The 14,809-nt window shown below is 54.9% G+C and carries 17 protein-coding genes and 1 pseudogene; 17 read left to right on the top strand and 1 reads right to left on the bottom strand.

Annotation, left to right across the window (positions count from 1 at the left end):
- Nucleotides 1-59 precede the first annotated feature (59 nt).
- Nucleotides 60-386 carry a hypothetical protein gene (locus VF436_RS06835; protein ID WP_330903257.1) on the bottom strand — a complete coding sequence of 109 codons (327 nt, stop codon included), beginning with the start codon at nucleotides 384-386 and terminating at the stop codon, nucleotides 60-62.
- A gap of 371 nt (nucleotides 387-757) precedes the next feature.
- Here VF436_RS06835 and VF436_RS06830 point away from each other — a divergent pair, with 371 nt between their 5' ends.
- From VF436_RS06830 to aceE, 17 genes and pseudogenes are all read left to right on the top strand, one after another.
- The gene (locus tag VF436_RS06830; RefSeq protein WP_330903256.1) at nucleotides 758-1,102 is read left to right on the top strand and encodes a ribbon-helix-helix domain-containing protein; all 345 of its coding nucleotides are present in this window, start codon (nucleotides 758-760) and stop codon (nucleotides 1,100-1,102) included.
- 48 nt (nucleotides 1,103-1,150) lie between these two features.
- Nucleotides 1,151-2,818, top strand: a complete 1,668-nt coding sequence (gene sctC, locus VF436_RS06825; RefSeq protein ID WP_330903255.1) for a type III secretion system outer membrane ring subunit SctC — start codon at nucleotides 1,151-1,153, stop codon at nucleotides 2,816-2,818.
- A 67-nt stretch (nucleotides 2,819-2,885) separates the two neighbouring features.
- Nucleotides 2,886-4,055, top strand: coding sequence for a hypothetical protein (locus VF436_RS06820; RefSeq protein WP_330903254.1), 1,170 nt, complete (start codon nucleotides 2,886-2,888; stop codon nucleotides 4,053-4,055).
- A gap of 78 nt (nucleotides 4,056-4,133) precedes the next feature.
- Nucleotides 4,134-4,463: a hypothetical protein gene (locus tag VF436_RS06815; protein WP_330903253.1), complete on the top strand. Its 330-nt coding sequence runs from the start codon at nucleotides 4,134-4,136 to the stop codon at nucleotides 4,461-4,463.
- Nucleotides 4,464-4,539: 76 nt separating this feature from the next.
- Nucleotides 4,540-4,920, top strand: a complete 381-nt coding sequence (locus VF436_RS06810) for a hypothetical protein (RefSeq protein WP_330903252.1) — start codon at nucleotides 4,540-4,542, stop codon at nucleotides 4,918-4,920.
- 22 nt (nucleotides 4,921-4,942) lie between these two features.
- Nucleotides 4,943-5,728: a type III secretion system inner membrane ring lipoprotein SctJ gene (gene sctJ, locus VF436_RS06805; protein WP_330903251.1), complete on the top strand. Its 786-nt coding sequence runs from the start codon at nucleotides 4,943-4,945 to the stop codon at nucleotides 5,726-5,728.
- A 245-nt stretch (nucleotides 5,729-5,973) separates the two neighbouring features.
- Nucleotides 5,974-6,276, top strand: coding sequence for a hypothetical protein (locus tag VF436_RS06800; RefSeq protein ID WP_330903250.1), 303 nt, complete (start codon nucleotides 5,974-5,976; stop codon nucleotides 6,274-6,276).
- Nucleotides 6,273-6,920, top strand: coding sequence for a hypothetical protein (locus tag VF436_RS06795; RefSeq protein ID WP_330903249.1), 648 nt, complete (start codon nucleotides 6,273-6,275; stop codon nucleotides 6,918-6,920). The genes VF436_RS06800 and VF436_RS06795 overlap by 4 nt, the downstream gene beginning before the upstream one ends.
- Nucleotides 6,920-7,915: a FliM/FliN family flagellar motor switch protein gene (locus VF436_RS06790; RefSeq protein ID WP_330903248.1), complete on the top strand. Its 996-nt coding sequence runs from the start codon at nucleotides 6,920-6,922 to the stop codon at nucleotides 7,913-7,915. Before VF436_RS06795 ends, VF436_RS06790 begins: the two co-directional genes overlap by 1 nt.
- Complete coding sequence (locus VF436_RS06785; protein WP_330903247.1) at nucleotides 7,908-8,576, top strand: EscR/YscR/HrcR family type III secretion system export apparatus protein; 669 nt, start codon at nucleotides 7,908-7,910, stop codon at nucleotides 8,574-8,576. The genes VF436_RS06790 and VF436_RS06785 overlap by 8 nt, the downstream gene beginning before the upstream one ends.
- An 8-nt stretch (nucleotides 8,577-8,584) precedes the next feature.
- Nucleotides 8,585-8,845, top strand: coding sequence for a flagellar biosynthetic protein FliQ (locus tag VF436_RS06780; protein ID WP_330903246.1), 261 nt, complete (start codon nucleotides 8,585-8,587; stop codon nucleotides 8,843-8,845).
- On the top strand, nucleotides 8,830-9,588 hold the full coding sequence (locus VF436_RS06775; protein WP_330903245.1) for an EscT/YscT/HrcT family type III secretion system export apparatus protein: 759 nt from the start codon (nucleotides 8,830-8,832) through the stop codon (nucleotides 9,586-9,588). The genes VF436_RS06780 and VF436_RS06775 overlap by 16 nt, the downstream gene beginning before the upstream one ends.
- A 3-nt stretch (nucleotides 9,589-9,591) precedes the next feature.
- Nucleotides 9,592-10,326 (top strand): EscU/YscU/HrcU family type III secretion system export apparatus switch protein, encoded by a 735-nt coding sequence (locus tag VF436_RS06770; RefSeq protein ID WP_330903244.1) that lies wholly within the window; start codon nucleotides 9,592-9,594, stop codon nucleotides 10,324-10,326.
- Nucleotides 10,323-12,443 (top strand): flagellar biosynthesis protein FlhA, encoded by a 2,121-nt coding sequence (locus tag VF436_RS06765; protein WP_330903243.1) that lies wholly within the window; start codon nucleotides 10,323-10,325, stop codon nucleotides 12,441-12,443. The genes VF436_RS06770 and VF436_RS06765 overlap by 4 nt, the downstream gene beginning before the upstream one ends.
- Nucleotides 12,440-13,744, top strand: a complete 1,305-nt coding sequence (locus VF436_RS06760) for a FliI/YscN family ATPase (protein WP_330903242.1) — start codon at nucleotides 12,440-12,442, stop codon at nucleotides 13,742-13,744. Before VF436_RS06765 ends, VF436_RS06760 begins: the two co-directional genes overlap by 4 nt.
- Nucleotides 13,745-13,779: 35 nt before the next feature.
- Nucleotides 13,780-14,184 carry a hypothetical protein gene (locus VF436_RS06755; RefSeq protein ID WP_330903241.1) on the top strand — a complete coding sequence of 135 codons (405 nt, stop codon included), beginning with the start codon at nucleotides 13,780-13,782 and terminating at the stop codon, nucleotides 14,182-14,184.
- Between the two features lie 194 nt (nucleotides 14,185-14,378).
- A pseudogene (gene aceE / locus VF436_RS06750) lies at nucleotides 14,379-14,809 on the top strand (pyruvate dehydrogenase (acetyl-transferring), homodimeric type); the annotation flags it as partial.

The following is a 14,809-nucleotide window of genomic DNA, read 5'->3' as shown; positions in this document are numbered from 1 at the left end:
GCAGCGGCACTGGGCTTCAAGAGCCGGTGCTGCAGGAAACTGGTATCACCCGCGTGCAGTTATAGCCCAGGTATCAGGTTCTTCAGGGCTCCTAGTGCGCTGCTCACGACGGATGCGATGGCCGAGACCAGGGTATTGAAGGCAGTGGTAACGCCCGCGATCAGGTTAGTGACGACGGTCGCGATGGGCTCCAGAACACGCTGAAGAATATCCGGGATCTTCGAGAGCACATCGACCACCGATGGTTTGTTCTCACTCACAGGCTGTTGTACGTCATTGGCGCGCGAGCTAACCAGGCTTTGCTGATTCTGTCGTGGCGCCTGCGATGGAGCGAATGTCCGCGTGTTGCCGATTGAATTCGTGGCTGAAAGGCCGTTGATATGCATGTCTATTTCTCCAAGTGGTTTATGGCTGCGCTCTTATGGTGCGGCGAGCCAAGCGGGATGCTAATGCTCAATAATCCTTTATAGGTCGTAAATAGTTATCCCGGCGGAGGGTCTTGGAAAGGTATGTCCTACATGTAATGTGCAAAAAACTCATCGCTATCATTCAAAAAAGTATCAGTTGTTTTCGGATAATTTTTATAGGTATCCAGGTCTCGAATGTAAGAAGATGAAGGGGAGATGAAGTGACGGGAAGTCCCTTAAAAATCCTTTTTTTCAATGCGATGCATGCTGTGTTTTGAGCTGCGAGTGATTCAATCGATCGTTTGATCGATGCATTATTTTTCGACGGTTGTCCAAGGAAGGAGTCGGTTATGGAATGGAAAGAGATGGGTGAGACGTGCATCCTGGAAAACTTCGACATGGCGCTTGTTGCGCCAAAATCGAAATCGATAAGAATAAATGGCAAGGGCACATGCATACGCCTTGAAAACATCTATTGGATACTGCTTCAACGCATGGCTTGCGTGTATGGCGTGTCTGTCAACAGGCTGATCGCCACGCTCGATAAGGAAGTTCAGTTCAGTGTGGGGGAGGTTTCCAATTTCACGTCCCTGCTTCGGGCAATAGCGGTGACAGAGAGCCTCAGTGGAGAGGCCTTGTTGCAGCGGGCCCCTACCTTGTGCACGCGACAAGCTAGGTTTGCCGAGGAGGTGTGAGCGGTGGGTTACTCAAGAAAACGGCGCTACTGCAACTTGGTGCTCGGCATGACCCTGCTTGCGTGTCTTGCGACGGCGGCTAACTCCTCTCCAGTTCCTTGGCGTACTGTAGACATTTCCTATCAATCCAACGGCAAGCCGCTACGCCAGGTACTCAAGGACATTCTTGCAACGCAACCTTTCCCTGTGGTGGTCTCCGGTAGCGTACGCGGTGATGTACGAGGTGATTTCAAGGACACGGCCGAGCACGTGTTCAAGCGACTGGAAGCGGCTTATGGGCTCGTGTGGTACTTTGACGGCGCTGTCATGCACATTGCGTCCGCTGACGACACGCGCTCGGAAGTCATGGCCCTTGCGCCACTCTCACCCGACGATGCCATGCGAGCTTTATCCAGACTTGGGTTGATCGATGAGCGCTTTCCAGTTCGCAGCGCAGGAGGCAGTCTTTTCGTCAGTGGTCCCAGCGGATACGTTGAACTCATATCGCGAGCATTGAGCGCTGAGCGGGAATCGGTTACCGCTCAGCGCGGACCCATTGGCCTCGTGGGAGAAAATGACGCGAACGCTGGAGTGGATCAAATCCAATCCAGGCGCGGGTCTTCCCTGATCGACGGTAGTCGACTGCTTATTTTTCCTTTGAAATATGCGCAAGCGAAGGATACGACGCGGCAGATCGGTGGCCGATCGGAGACGATCCCCGGAGTTGCCACGCTGTTGAGTCATCTGCTGGATGGACGTAGACCAGTGGCTCCGGCAGGTGAGCGTGCCGACCAGCGTGCGAATGGTTCCTTACGAGGGGTCGTCAATGAAGCACTGATACCGCCATTTGCGGAGCCAGATGCTCGCGCTGGCCGCGACTACATGTTGGTAGACGCGCCGGGAACGATAACCGTGGAGGCGGATCCCAGGACCAACTCGGTCATCGTCAGGGATCAGCCGAGCAACAGGCCGTACTACGAGACAGCCATCGCGGAGCTCGACACGGCGCAGCACCTGGTGGCCTTGGACATAACCATCGTCGACCTGACCGAAAGTGCGATGCGCGATCTGGGCGTCAGCTTGGGCTTGCGAGCCAATCGAGTTGCCGGCGCGACTCCTGAGCCAGATACTGACGGAGCATTGCTCAGGGGGGTCCTCGGCGGTGGCGCCAATTCACTGGTGGTTCGTCTTAATGCATTAGAAAAAAGAGGTAAGGCACGCGTCTTTTCGCAACCAAGAATCCTCACGTTGGAAAACTTGCAGGCCGTCATAGGTAATCAGGAAAGTACCTTTATCAGGGCTTCTGGGGTGTATACGACTAACGTATATCCGATTACCGCGGGGCTAGTCGTCCGCGTAACACCGCAAGTTATTATTCGTCCTGAGGAAAGTAGGCAAATTCAACTGCTGCTTGACATTACGGACGGCCAGCTGACACAGGCAAACGGGACAGAAGATGCTCCTGTGCAGCGCGAGAGCTTTATCGTGACGCAAGCAATCGTCGAAGAAGGACAGACTTTACTCGTTGGTGGCTACCGTTACGATCGTAAGGCATTCAGCACGTCGGGCGTACCTGGATTATCAAAAATTCCCGTTGTAGGTGCACTTTTTCGCAGGAAGACAAACGAGAGAAACCTCACGGAGAGATTGTTCATCATAACACCTCGAACAGTCACCATGGAGACTACGATTTCGCCCGTCATTACGGACATGCAGAAATCGCAACCTGCTGCCTGATTACTTGCCTGCGCGCGTATCGCCGTGGGCAGGAAGAGATAAACCAGTCAATCGCCATGGAGGGGGTATGAAAAATCCAGTTATTCGCATAACAAAAGGGCTTCACGCTGGTTCGCTCATCGTTCTGAATGACAAGCAGAAGTGGATATTTGGAACTTCTGATCATGTTGACGTGCTGCTCGCAGATGATGATGTGGCAACCGAGCATTTCTCGATTGCTAGAAATGCTCGGGGCGCCTGGCTTTTAGAATGCATGGAAGCTATGGAGATTTGCGATCTCCCAATCCAGCGCGGCACGGTTCTACGCCTTGGAGCTGGCATGACGATGAGGGCAGGCGGAGCCTTCATGTTGCTGGCATGTGCGAATGACGAGACGGCTGACGCGCCCGAATACGAACCGGAGACAGCAGAAGTCTCGGCGTGGTCAAGATATAGGATCCTATGGCAGCTAGACCGCAAAGCATGCCTCGCACAGCTGGCCCGGCAAGAAAGGCATCGCGTCGCCGTCGTGTTCGCCATGCTAATATGCCTCTCGGTAGTCTCGCTTATTGCGCATCATGGATTGGCACGAAAACAAGCCACGGATCATCGGCAGCAACTCGTACGTTATATTCTTGATTTGTTCCCTCATGCAAAAGTATCCCGGGACGAAGCGGCGGGCGTGGTCAGTTATGGGGGATATGTCGCGTCACGGCAAGAGCTGGATCGATTGCGGGCCCTTGCTTCCATGGCTGATCCAGGGCGAGTCCTTGTCGAGGTCGTCCCCATGGATGCCCTGGTCTTCAACGCCTCCAATTTTCTGGACGAGTACTACAAAGATATTAGTATTCAAGGCGGCGAGGCAGGGGAAATCAACGTAAGCGTTCCGGGCCAGGGGTCAATGCGAACACTGGCATCATGGGACATGCAAGGTGTGGCGCGCAAACTTATGGCCACATTGCCAGACGTTCGTAGCGTCAATGTGTCGCTTGCCGCCGAAAGCCCCTCGGTAATAACCATGCCCTGGCTACCCGGCATGGTCAGTGTCTTGCGTACACCTGGTGGCAGTTATTTTGCCGTCGATAACGAAGGATCTCGATTATTCGATGGAGCAATGATCGAGCATTCGAGTGTTAGGTCCATGGGTTCGTGCCACGTTGAACTTGAAAGCGAATCTGGTGCCGCTCGCTATCGAATGGTGGAGCGGAAAGGCTCTCGTTGCGAAAATGAATCCACGCGGGTGGACGTGGAAAATTAAACAAAAAATATGTACCACCCGATTTAATGCCAAGGGGCATATATTTTCTTGGGGGGAATCCACCAAAGGAGTTTAAATATGAGCATAAGCATCAATTCCAACCAATCCATGAACCACATGCTTTCGAATGGTATGGTCGAAGGCGATCAGCGCAGGCGCACGCAGGCGGCAGCATCAAGTGCAAGCATTTCCGACGGTGCGGTTGCTGTCGCACTAGGGGAGCTTTCGAACAAGCTGCGAAAGTCAGCGATGACTAAAGTGCAGGCATTGGGTCCGGAGGCTACGCCCAAGGAGACGATGTTGGCCCAATCGGCCTTGCAGGACGCCCAAGTGATCTTCTCCAGCAGTCAAGAGGCGGTCAAGAACATGCACAAGGACAAGAAAGACGCAGTGACCAACCTGCGTTGATGCCTGCAGATACGCGTTGATCTCGTGACGATCCGCCTGGCTCATCAAAATTCTGAAGAGCCAGGCACTTGGCTATATGGAAGCCGTATGCCGATTAGCAGGCATCGAAGAAAAGGACTGTTCGATAATGATTGATTTGACAGGATGTATCGATCAGGGAGCAGTGTCGTGCCTGCCCCAATATGGCAACACTGCCCCCGCCGCAGCTGATATTCATGAAAAAAGCGCTAATGGCGTTCTGTCCATGCTTGACGGCCTGGAAGACAGCTACCGATCTGCCCGTGTGGATGCGCAGAGATCACTGATGAGCCTTGCGCTGCGTTCGGAAAAGGCGACGCCAGGCAGGATGCTCATGGTTACATCCATGATGCAGCAGGTTGGCGTGACCATGTCAGCTTGCGTCAGCCTCGCAAGCAGCTTCAAGAGTGCGCTCAGTGAGTTGCGGCAAAGTGGCTAGGCATTTCACAATCATCATAGGCATGGCGCTCATATATTGCATGCTTGCCGGTTGCAGCAGGCAATTGCGCGATGGACTGGACGAGACGCAGGCGGATGACATTGTCGCACTATTGCGGCAGGAGGGTGTCTCCGCATCGAAATCGCGCGACGATAAGGGGGGATGGTCCGTCACGCTCGAGCGTAACGACGAGCAATTGGACGCGGAACGAATCATTCATCTCTATAACCTCCCACGGAATCGCCACGCAAGCATTCCTCAACTGTTTCCTGGCGGCGGCCTGTTGCCCAGCGAACTGGAAGAGCACGTTCGGTATCAGTACGCCATAGGCCAGGAGCTGTCGACAGCTATAGAGCGAATTGACGGAGTGCTTTCGGCAAATGTGCAGGTAGCCATTCCACAACGTGATCCCAAGCGCATCGATCCTGCAAAAAATACGGCATCGGCCATCGTTCGGTATCGTGGCGATCAACGTGTCGACCTGATGAAGACACAGATTCGTGGCTTGATGGCTGCGGCGATTCCAGAAGCCCAGGTCGAGAACATGTCGCTACTGATGATTCCAGTGTCTGCGCCAACGTCGCGATCCGTTATGGCAGCCATTGCAACGGAGTCAGAGCGCGGTTATCGAGCGATTTGGTACGTTCTGCCGTGGGTCATTGTGCTGTTGTTGGGGGTGGCGCTGGTAGCCCAAAGAAGGCCTGATCTGGCGCTACGTGGGCGCACCCTGGTGAAGCGAGTCATGGCTAGGGAAGCTCGTGCTGCCAGATATGGTGCCAGATCTGCTGATAGGCGAGGCAAATCGTGAAGGTAAGCACGGTCGATGCCAGACAATTACTGCTCCCTTCGGCGCCTGGCTGCGATCCAGGCGCCGAGCACGGCCGCTCCGTGCGTTGGCGTTGCCGTAGGCTGCTGCGTTCCGGTCTATTCCCTCAAGGTGCCACGGCAAGAAATTTATGGCTGTTGAAGTGGGTTTCCAGGGGGAGCGCAGCAATCCATACGGATGTGTTGATCATTGGGATACGTAGTTGCGCCAAAGCGTTGGCATCTAACGTGAATGGGTTTGTTCTTACGGAGTTACGTAAATGCACAGATACCCAGTCTTTGCTCGCTGCGCTGCGTTCGGGGCGCGGTGAAGAGCCGGTGCCTTGCGCTGTCAGCGTGGAGCATATCCGGGTCATCGGATTGTCCGCCTTAAAAGCGTATCTCTGTAACCTAGACCATGCGTTGGTTCGTCGTCTCGATCTGAATCTTTCCGGGGAACTTCAGCTGATGATTGGGCCTGATCCGCTGTGTCAGGCAGCTTCCTTGGCAGCGGAAGTGGAAGCTGTGCTCTTCGAGGGCTTTGCGACATGACGGATGCCTCGAACACCCCTTGCAATGGTCTGATGATGGAGCGAGTGCTGACTGGAAAGGAAGTCGATGCAATCACTCAGTTGCGGAATGTGCAGTTGCAAGCCACTAAAGCTATGGCGGCTGACAGAAGTCGTCTTGCGCAATCGCTTCGTCTGGCCAAACACAAGGCTCGCAGTCTCGGTTATAAGCAGGGCAGGACGGCCGCCTTCAAGGAGGTGGCCGGAACCTTGGCTGAAAATGCAGCGTTCTGGTGCCGGGCTTCCGAAAGGCTCTCCAAAGCGCTGGCGGAGGCGTTATCCGTCACCGAAGTCTCCATGGCGCGTGAGTTGTTCTGGCTGCGGCAACTGCAACGCTGTCTGGTCGCCGCTGGAAAATCTGAGCGAAGCACGCTGTACGTAGCTCAGGATGACCTCATTTTTGCCCAACAGCTCACTGCACAAGTTGATACAGAAGTTGTTGGTATCGATATAAAAATTGCTAATTATTTAGTTCCCGGTACTTGCGTGGTCTCCACAGGCTACGGCGTGATCCATGGCGATATTGGCTCCGATTGGGCGGCCTTCTGCGAGGTGATCCACGGTCACATGATCTCTTGGTCGAAGGCAACAGAGGGCTGCTTCGGGCAAGAACCAGAGGCACTTTGATGAAAGATAACTCACCTTGGAATGCGGCAGATTTTTACCGGCACCACTCCGTGGCGATGAACAATTTGCTCGTTGGCTGGAAGAGTTCGGTGGGCAGTGAATTTCCCTTACATATTGCTGGGCATGATCTGAGTCTTATGCCTGCCATGCCACTATCGGTTTATCCGGTACGTCTGTCGCTGCGCTGCGCCTTTGGCTTGCTGTATCTCGGAGTCGAGTGCTCCACACTGCTGCCGGAATATTCGGGCGACATATTGAAGAGCGCCTGGCTTAATTCCGTCGACGGCGTTGAATATATCAATGTGATGCTCATGCCTTGGCTAGCAGCCGCAGAAGACTTATTGGGTATTGCGCTGGTCGTCGATGATATGAGCTTTGACTGGGAATCGTCTCCTGGTGCATCAGGTTTCGTGCTGACCGATGCCAATAATGACCGCATATTTATCGCTTTGGAAGGGGATACACAAGCCTTGATTAGTTGCCTGCCAGACGTGCGGTTTCGCAGGTGCCGTCAATGGCAGCGAGTTGCCATGTATTGGAGTTTTCTTGTTCGAGGACTCTCTGCGCGGGATATAGCGCGGGTAGCACCTGGCAGCGTTGTGATGATCGATGACGGATCATTGACGCTTAGCCTTGCTCATGGACTATCAAGACGAAGATTTCGAGCTACGTGTTCGGAGACGGGCGCAGTGGTGGGTAGTGAAATTCTAGAAGGAAGTTTGCATATGGATGGCGATGGCGGTGAGGGATTGGTCAATCTGAAGTCGCTCACGTTCGATGTCGATGTTGTGCTCTGTCGACGTTCGTTGTCGTTGGATGAGACCGAGCGGCTTCGCGAGGGCATCGTGTTGGAGCTCGATCGCGCGTGGGATGGCCGGCAGGTGACCTTGGTCAGCGGTGGCGCCGCGTTTGCGCGTGGCGTGATCGTACGTGTCGAAGACCGCATGGGTGTGAAAATCCTGGAGAGCTGGGATGGGGCTCCTCGCCATGGCTAGTGTCGATCCCTGGATATTTCTCGTCATCTCATTCGGCTTGGGCATACTGCCCATGGCCGTGGTGATGACGACTTCATTTACGAAAATATCCATCATTCTTGCATTGCTGCGTAACTCGCTTGGTGTGCAGCAGGCGCCATCCAATCTTGCCTTGTCGGGCATCGCATTGGCTGTAACCATGTTGATCATGGCACCTGTGGTGAAAAAGATCGATGCTGAGCTAAACGTCGATAGCCTTGTCAATGGGGAGCGTAGAATTTCAGCGAGCCAGTTGATCGATGCCGTGCGTCCCCCCATCACCGAGTTCATGCTTGCTCATGTCGACATGAAAGAACTTAAGGCGTTGGAAGATCTAACGAAAGAAAGGCATCTCGATGACCGGCAAGAAGATGTTTCCGTTACCTCGGACGAGTTGCCGACACCAAAGCTGACGACCTTGATATCGGCATTTGTGATCTCCGAGGTCGCCTCTGCATTCAAGATAGGTATGTACCTGGCGTTGGGTTTTGCTGTCGTGGATCTGATTGTCGCCAACCTTCTCATGGCGATGGGAATGACCATGTTTCCTCCCACGACGGTATCCATTCCGCTGAAGCTCATGGTTTTTGTTGTGTCGTCAGGATTTGCAAGGACGATTCACGGTGTGATTCAGTCTTATTGAGATGTCGCATGGATCAAACGCAGATCATCAAGTGGGCGTTTCAAGTTGTTCTTTTGGCATCCGCGCCGGCACTCGGAACCGCCATTCTTGTCGGGCTGATTGTTGGCCTCGTTCAGTCTGTGATTCAAGTTCAGGATCAGGCAGTTAGTTATGTCATAAAGCTTGCTGCGGTAAGCGCAACACTGTTGGCGACATCGCATTGGATTATGGGTCAGATCATGGCTTTGTTCGACCGCATATTGGATGTCATTCCATGGACAGTGGGTTAGTGTTACCAAATTCGGAGGTGATCATCGCTTTCGGGTTAAGTACCGTGCGTGCGTCTGTCGCGTTGGGCACGTTGCCTTTCGGTCAGCGATCCTCGGTTGGAAAAAAGTTCACTTGGCCAATGGCCTTGGCGGTGGCCTTATGTGTGCCACATCCTTCGCTCGAACTGCGAAGCGATATATCCATCATAGCATTAGGCCTCAAGGAGGCGTTGATAGGTTGGTGTCTTGGACATTTTATGAGCCGCATTTTTTACGCAGTAAGTGCGGCTGGAGCGGTGCTTGACCAGCAAGCAGGCTACACGATGGGTGGTAGTCTCAATCCCAATTTTGGTATAGCGACTGGGCCGCTGGAAACGATTTTTTCGACGTTGCTCGTGCTGATGCTGCTGCTGGATGGGAGTGTGCAAGTTGCTTTTCGCGCATTATTGGCTACGTATGAAGCATGGCCAATCGGGGAGCTTTACCCAGGTTCTGGAGTTTCTTTCACGAGTTTCTTTTCAAGGAACATGGATGCACAGTTTCAGTTGATCATGGACGTCGCGCTGGGTCTGGCGGCACCTTTGATTGCTCTATTGCTTCTTGTTGATATCTGTGTGGCCGTGGCAAGCAGATATGCCCAGCAAATTAATCCGTTTTCCATGTCCTTGGCTATCAAGGCGATGGCGACATCTTTTCTGCTGGTCATGGTTGCGTTTCGTCAATGGAAGGCGTGGTCATGGTATTTCGGGCCGTTGATGAGATAGATCATGGCGGACGGCACAGAGGAACCTACCGATCATAAGTTGAGTGAAGCCTTCAAAAAGGGCGATAAGCCGCATAGTAAGGATTTCACTACCGCGTTTTCTATGCTTGCCTGGGCCATATTCTGGGCGGGGTGCGGAGCCATTGCGTTCGTGTGGTTGCGCGGCTATATGAAGATCATGGTTCGGGCCGCACTGCATGACGACGATGCCCTTCTTTCCCGCTGGATGTTGATGCATTTGCTTGAGGGGTTGGGTGTGGTGGCTCTTTCGGGCTTGCTGTTTATCCTGATTCCAGAATTTATACAGACGCAAGGAAAGTTGGCAACGAAGAGAATTTTTTTCGATATGTCCAGGATAAATCCGGCATCTGGATTGAAAAATCTATTTGGCATTTCCAAATTTGTTGAGCTCGGCACGGCCGTGGTTCGACTGTTGCTGGTTGGCGTTACGTGCTGGGTCATTTGGCGCAACACCCTGCCTGCCGGGCTTTTGGTGCCGGGTCAGTCTTGGTATGCCGCATTCATGGTGGCGCGTGCTTCGCTCGTGAAGATGTTGGCTTTAACCGCAATTTTTTCGCTGGCGTTGGCATTGATCGATCTGCTTGTTCAAAGAAAGCTTTGGCGTCGCCGCAATCGTATGAAAAAAGAAGAAATCAAGCGCGAACACAAGGAACAGGATGGCGATCCCCTGGTCAGAGGGGTGCGTCGCGCTATGCACGAGGAGATCAGTAAGCAATGAGTATTGACGTCAAAAGCCTGTTATTCAAACCGCAGGACTTGTCTTCCAGAATCGGTCGTCATGCCGATATCGGTATCGGTTTGATATTGCTGGTTATTATGGCTTTGCTGGTTTTTCCGGTGCCTGGATTCCTATTGGACCTGGCAATTGCGATGAATTTCTGTTTTGCGGTACTGCTATTGACGTCGGCAATTTATATCAAGTCTGCGTTGGAGCTGAGCACATTTCCCTCCTTATTACTGTTGACAACGTTGTTTCGGTTGGGGCTGGCTGTTGCCACAACTAAGATGATCCTTCTCCATGCCTATGCGGGAGACATCATTCACGCATTCGGGAATCTGGTCGTTGGTGGGAATGTTGTCGTAGGACTTGTCGTTTTTGCTGTGTTGTGTGTTGTGCAGTTCATTGTCATCGCAAAGGGAAGCGATCGTGTGGCGGAGGTGGCTGCGCGCTTCACGCTGGATGCTATTCCTGGCAAGCAGATGAGTATCGATGCCGATCTTCGCGCGGGCACGTTGACGGGCGCGCAGGCAAAGGAACGGCGCGATACGCTGCAACGCGAGATCCAGTTGCACGGTGCTATGGATGGCGCGATGAAATTCGTCAAAGGCGACGCGGTGGTGGGGCTGTTAATCGCGTTGGTGAATATCATCGGCGGCATCGTTATCGGCGTTGTGATGAAAGGCATGCCTATGGGAGAGGCCGCGCGCACTTATGTGGTGTTGACCGTCGGAGATGGGCTGGTTTCGCAGATACCATCATTGATCGTTTCGATATCGGCGGGGTTGATCATCACGCGTGGCGAGAACGGAGGTGGCCATGCCGACGATAATCTCGGCCGTCGCATCTTTGACCAGGTCGCCACCAAAGCGAACGCGATGTTCATGGCATCGGCTGGTGCTGCTGCCTTGGGTCTTGTGCCAGGATTCCCGCATGTGGCTTTTTTTTGCATTGCAGCTACCTTGCTGGTGCTGGCGTTGAGTCTCAGGGGGCGTGACACGCAGGTAGCCCGTTCACGTCACGCACCGATGGTCAATATGACACGCGATGGAGCCAGTTATGTCATGAACATACTGGATGAGGTCGAGATGGGGACGGTCAGTCCATTACGGATTCGTATCGGCGAAGAGGCGTTTGGCTGTCTTCATCCTCCTGCGTTCGATGCCGAGTTGGCGATCATGCGTGAGCGGATTGCCAAGGATAATGGCGTGCCGTTTCCGGGCTTGTCCATGAGTGGCGAACGCTCGCTTTCACCGGATTCTTTTTGCATCGAGGTAGATGGACGACTGGTCGCACAGGGTAACCTGCATGCCGGCCGTGTATTCGCGTTCGGGCAATTGGAACGCATGGATGTTGATTCCCTGGATGTCCCGGGTTTTGTGCCCAGGTTGGGTGACGGGTTCTGGGTGCCTTTGCAGCAGGCCTCGCAGTTCGATGAAACCGGTGTCAGTGCTCTTGATGCCAACGCGGTGTTGGCCGAGCATCTTTATGACGTGACCTTGTCGCATGCCAAGGCGTTCATTGGTACACAGGAATCAAAATATCTTCTAGATAAGCTCGCGGTCTTGTTCCCGGATCTTGTCGAGGAGGTCAAGCAATCCGTGCCCTTGATCGTTCTTTCGGAAATGTTGAGGGGGCTGCTCGAAGAAGGCGTAGCCATAAGGAACATGCGCGCCATCTGTGAGGCCATCACCAAGACTGCTCCGAATCGCCGTACCTACGGTAACTTGCTGCGTCAGGTGCGCAGATCGCTAGGACGCCAGATCTGCGCCTCGCATCTGGACGCGGAGTCATCAACACTTCGCATTGCCTTGCTCGATGATGCCTTGACGTCCTATTTGTCCCAGTCGTTGGTCGACGATGAATTGGGAGACGCTCAATTGGTCCTCGACGCGCAGTCGCTGCAGCGGATGGATGCGACATTTAGGCACGGCATGGATGATTTGGCGCTCCCAGGGGTATTGGTGACAGCGCCGCCACTGAGAAGTCACGTTGCTGATCTGGTGCGTGGCGTCGGCGCAACCTTGCCGGTCCTGTCCATGGATGAGATTCCATTTGGAGAAATCGAGATTCAGCGCATTGGATCCATCGCTTTGGCACCGGAGCGCCGCCCGTGACCGATTCGATGGCCGTAGGTGAGAGGGGTATCCTGCGCGGAGGCCGTGTAGTGGCGGTAACCGGCAACTTGATTCGGGTGCAGGGGGTTGAAGCGCGCATTGGTGACCTGTGCAGGCTTCATTTCATGGCACGGTCGGAGCCGTTGTTGGCTGAGGTGGTGGGGCTGGAGGCGGACACGCTACTGGTCATGCCCATGGGGTCTAGCCGCGGCATTTCGTCGACCACGCTGGTCGTGGCGACTGGTAATGGCCTGATGATTCCTTCCGGGGCGTCCTTGCTCGGCCGAGTAATCGATGGCTTTTGCCGGCCGCTGGATGATGGCGCTCCCCTTGACGTTGCCTGTCCCGTGGATGCGGCAGGGAGTGTCGTGCCAGCCCTTGAGCGCCCCATCATCGATACGCCTTTTCAGACCGGTGTGCGTGCCATCGACGGTTTGTTGTCTATTGGGATCGGCCAGCGTGTCGGGGTCTTCGCAGGACCTGGCGTGGGAAAGACGTCACTGATGGCAGCTATTGCGGCACATGCCCATGTGGATGCGGTCGTCATCGGATTGATTGGTGAACGTGGACGAGAGGTCAGTGAGTTCATCCGTGATGGCATCGCGCCAGAGATGAGATCGCGCGCGGTGGTTGTTGTATCGACATCGGATCGTCCCGCTGGCGAACGGATCAAGTCGGCCCATGTCGCATGCGCGATTGCCGAGTCTTTGCGCGACGATGGCGCGCATGTCCTGTTGATACTCGACTCGCTGACCCGCTTTGCGCGAGCTCTCCGTGAAGTGGGGCTTGCGGCAGGTGAGCCACCGGCCCGGCGAGGATTTCCGCCCAGCGTATTCGCTGAATTGCCCAGACTCATCGAAAGGGCTGGCAAGAGCTCTCGCGGCGCGATCACTGGCTTTTATACGGTGCTTGCCGAGGGCGAGGAGGCGCAGGATCCGGTCTGCGAAGAGGCATTCTCGTTGCTTGACGGTCACATCGTGTTATCTCCGGAGTTGGCGGCGGCGGGGCACTTTCCTGCTATTGATGTATTGGCCAGTCGCAGCCGTGTGGCAAATAACGTTTGCGATGCCGAGCAACGAACACAGGCCACCATGGTGCGCGGATGGCTTGCTGCCTACAAGAAGTCCGAATTGTTGATAAGGCTCGGTGAATACCGTCAGGGTGCGGATGCCGAACTCGACCGCGCCGTGGAGCGCAGGCCTTCGATCCAGCATTTTCTGCAGCAGCCGTTGGGAGAGGCGACCGAATGGGAGGCAATGCGTGACAGGCTGGCGGAATTGGTTGAAGGCGGGATCGGATGAAGTGGCCTGCGGGGACCTTGCGAGCCTTGCCTGGCATGACCGAGATCGTTGATTGCCGCCGCCAGAAACGCATGCTGCACCTGCAACGGTTGTCGCGTGAGCGCGACGATATGCTCGCGCGGATCGCCGTGAGCGAGCGAGCCATGGCCACGGCGACGGCTCACATAAGCCAGTTGCTTGTGCGTGAGGCGCAGTTTTCGCCCGCCGAGTCGTCCCACTCAAAGTTGATAGCTGGCAGCGTGGCTGGATGGCGTTTGCGGGCGGCACAGGCAGGGCAGCAAAAGGAGGCCCTTATGGTCAGTCTCGACGATATCGAGCGGGATATCGGTAGTGTGAGCCGTGCCTTGTGCTCCGATGATGAGCGCATCGGTCTTTATCGCGGGGCACTACGCCGGCTCAGGGCCGAACGCGACGAGCGGCGAGCCGATATGGATGATTGACCATGCCGTCCGTCGTGTGGGCGACTTAAGCTTGCTTGCAAATTGGTGCGTCGCAACAATTCGCGGCCGTATATAGGAGCCATGAATTGGCGCGTCGCCGCATCGGAGCTAAACTCAGCCGGTTCCCCGCCGCCAGGTGGGGCGATTCACTTACAGCGCGCCTCGTCCCCGGCGCAGCGGAGAAAAGCATCCCCATGGATCAGCTCGACGATATCCTGCATCAGGACCTCGACCCTTCCGAAACCCAGGAATGGATCGAATCGCTCAACGCGGTGATCAGCCACGACGGCACCGAACGCGCGCACTACCTGCTGGAGCGTATGGTCGACTCGACGCGTCGCGCCGGTGGTTACCTGCCGTTCGACCCCACCACCGAGTACATCAATACCATCGCGCCGAACCAGGAGGCCAAGAGCCCTGGCGACGCTGCTCTGGAATGGCGTATTCGTACCTTGATCCGCTGGAACGCCATGGCGATGGTCGTGCGCGCCAATCGCAAGCCTGGTGAGCTGGGTGGCCACATCGCCAGCTTCGCCTCGTCGGCAACCTTGTATGACGTCGGTTTCAATCATTTCTGGCGTGCGCCCAGCGCCGATCACCCGGGCGACCTGGTGTTCCATCAGGG

This window comes from Dyella sp. (assembly GCF_036384435.1).
Taxonomy (GTDB): Bacteria; Pseudomonadota; Gammaproteobacteria; order Xanthomonadales; family Rhodanobacteraceae; genus GSA-30.
Note: the sequence above shows the minus strand (reverse complement) of the source record. Positions and strands in the feature narration are given on the sequence as shown.

What these genes read in the sequence shown, in the direction of transcription:
- VF436_RS06810 (WP_330903252.1), top strand. Translation starts at nt 4,540, where the DNA reads ATGGAAGCCGTATGCCGATTAGCAGGCATCGAAGAAAAGGACTGTTCG.
- sctC (WP_330903255.1), top strand. Translation starts at nt 1,151, where the DNA reads ATGACCCTGCTTGCGTGTCTTGCGACGGCGGCTAACTCCTCTCCAGTT.
- VF436_RS06795 (WP_330903249.1), top strand. Translation starts at nt 6,273, where the DNA reads ATGACGGATGCCTCGAACACCCCTTGCAATGGTCTGATGATGGAGCGA.
- VF436_RS06775 (WP_330903245.1), top strand. Translation starts at nt 8,830, where the DNA reads ATGGACAGTGGGTTAGTGTTACCAAATTCGGAGGTGATCATCGCTTTC.
- VF436_RS06755 (WP_330903241.1), top strand. Translation starts at nt 13,780, where the DNA reads ATGACCGAGATCGTTGATTGCCGCCGCCAGAAACGCATGCTGCACCTG.
- VF436_RS06830 (WP_330903256.1), top strand. Translation starts at nt 758, where the DNA reads ATGGAATGGAAAGAGATGGGTGAGACGTGCATCCTGGAAAACTTCGAC.
- VF436_RS06785 (WP_330903247.1), top strand. Translation starts at nt 7,908, where the DNA reads ATGGCTAGTGTCGATCCCTGGATATTTCTCGTCATCTCATTCGGCTTG.
- VF436_RS06765 (WP_330903243.1), top strand. Translation starts at nt 10,323, where the DNA reads ATGAGTATTGACGTCAAAAGCCTGTTATTCAAACCGCAGGACTTGTCT.
- VF436_RS06770 (WP_330903244.1), top strand. Translation starts at nt 9,592, where the DNA reads ATGGCGGACGGCACAGAGGAACCTACCGATCATAAGTTGAGTGAAGCC.
- VF436_RS06790 (WP_330903248.1), top strand. Translation starts at nt 6,920, where the DNA reads ATGAAAGATAACTCACCTTGGAATGCGGCAGATTTTTACCGGCACCAC.
- sctJ (WP_330903251.1), top strand. Translation starts at nt 4,943, where the DNA reads ATGGCGCTCATATATTGCATGCTTGCCGGTTGCAGCAGGCAATTGCGC.
- VF436_RS06780 (WP_330903246.1), top strand. Translation starts at nt 8,585, where the DNA reads ATGGATCAAACGCAGATCATCAAGTGGGCGTTTCAAGTTGTTCTTTTG.
- VF436_RS06815 (WP_330903253.1), top strand. Translation starts at nt 4,134, where the DNA reads ATGAGCATAAGCATCAATTCCAACCAATCCATGAACCACATGCTTTCG.
- VF436_RS06835 (WP_330903257.1), bottom strand. Translation starts at nt 386, where the DNA reads ATGCATATCAACGGCCTTTCAGCCACGAATTCAATCGGCAACACGCGG.
- VF436_RS06820 (WP_330903254.1), top strand. Translation starts at nt 2,886, where the DNA reads ATGAAAAATCCAGTTATTCGCATAACAAAAGGGCTTCACGCTGGTTCG.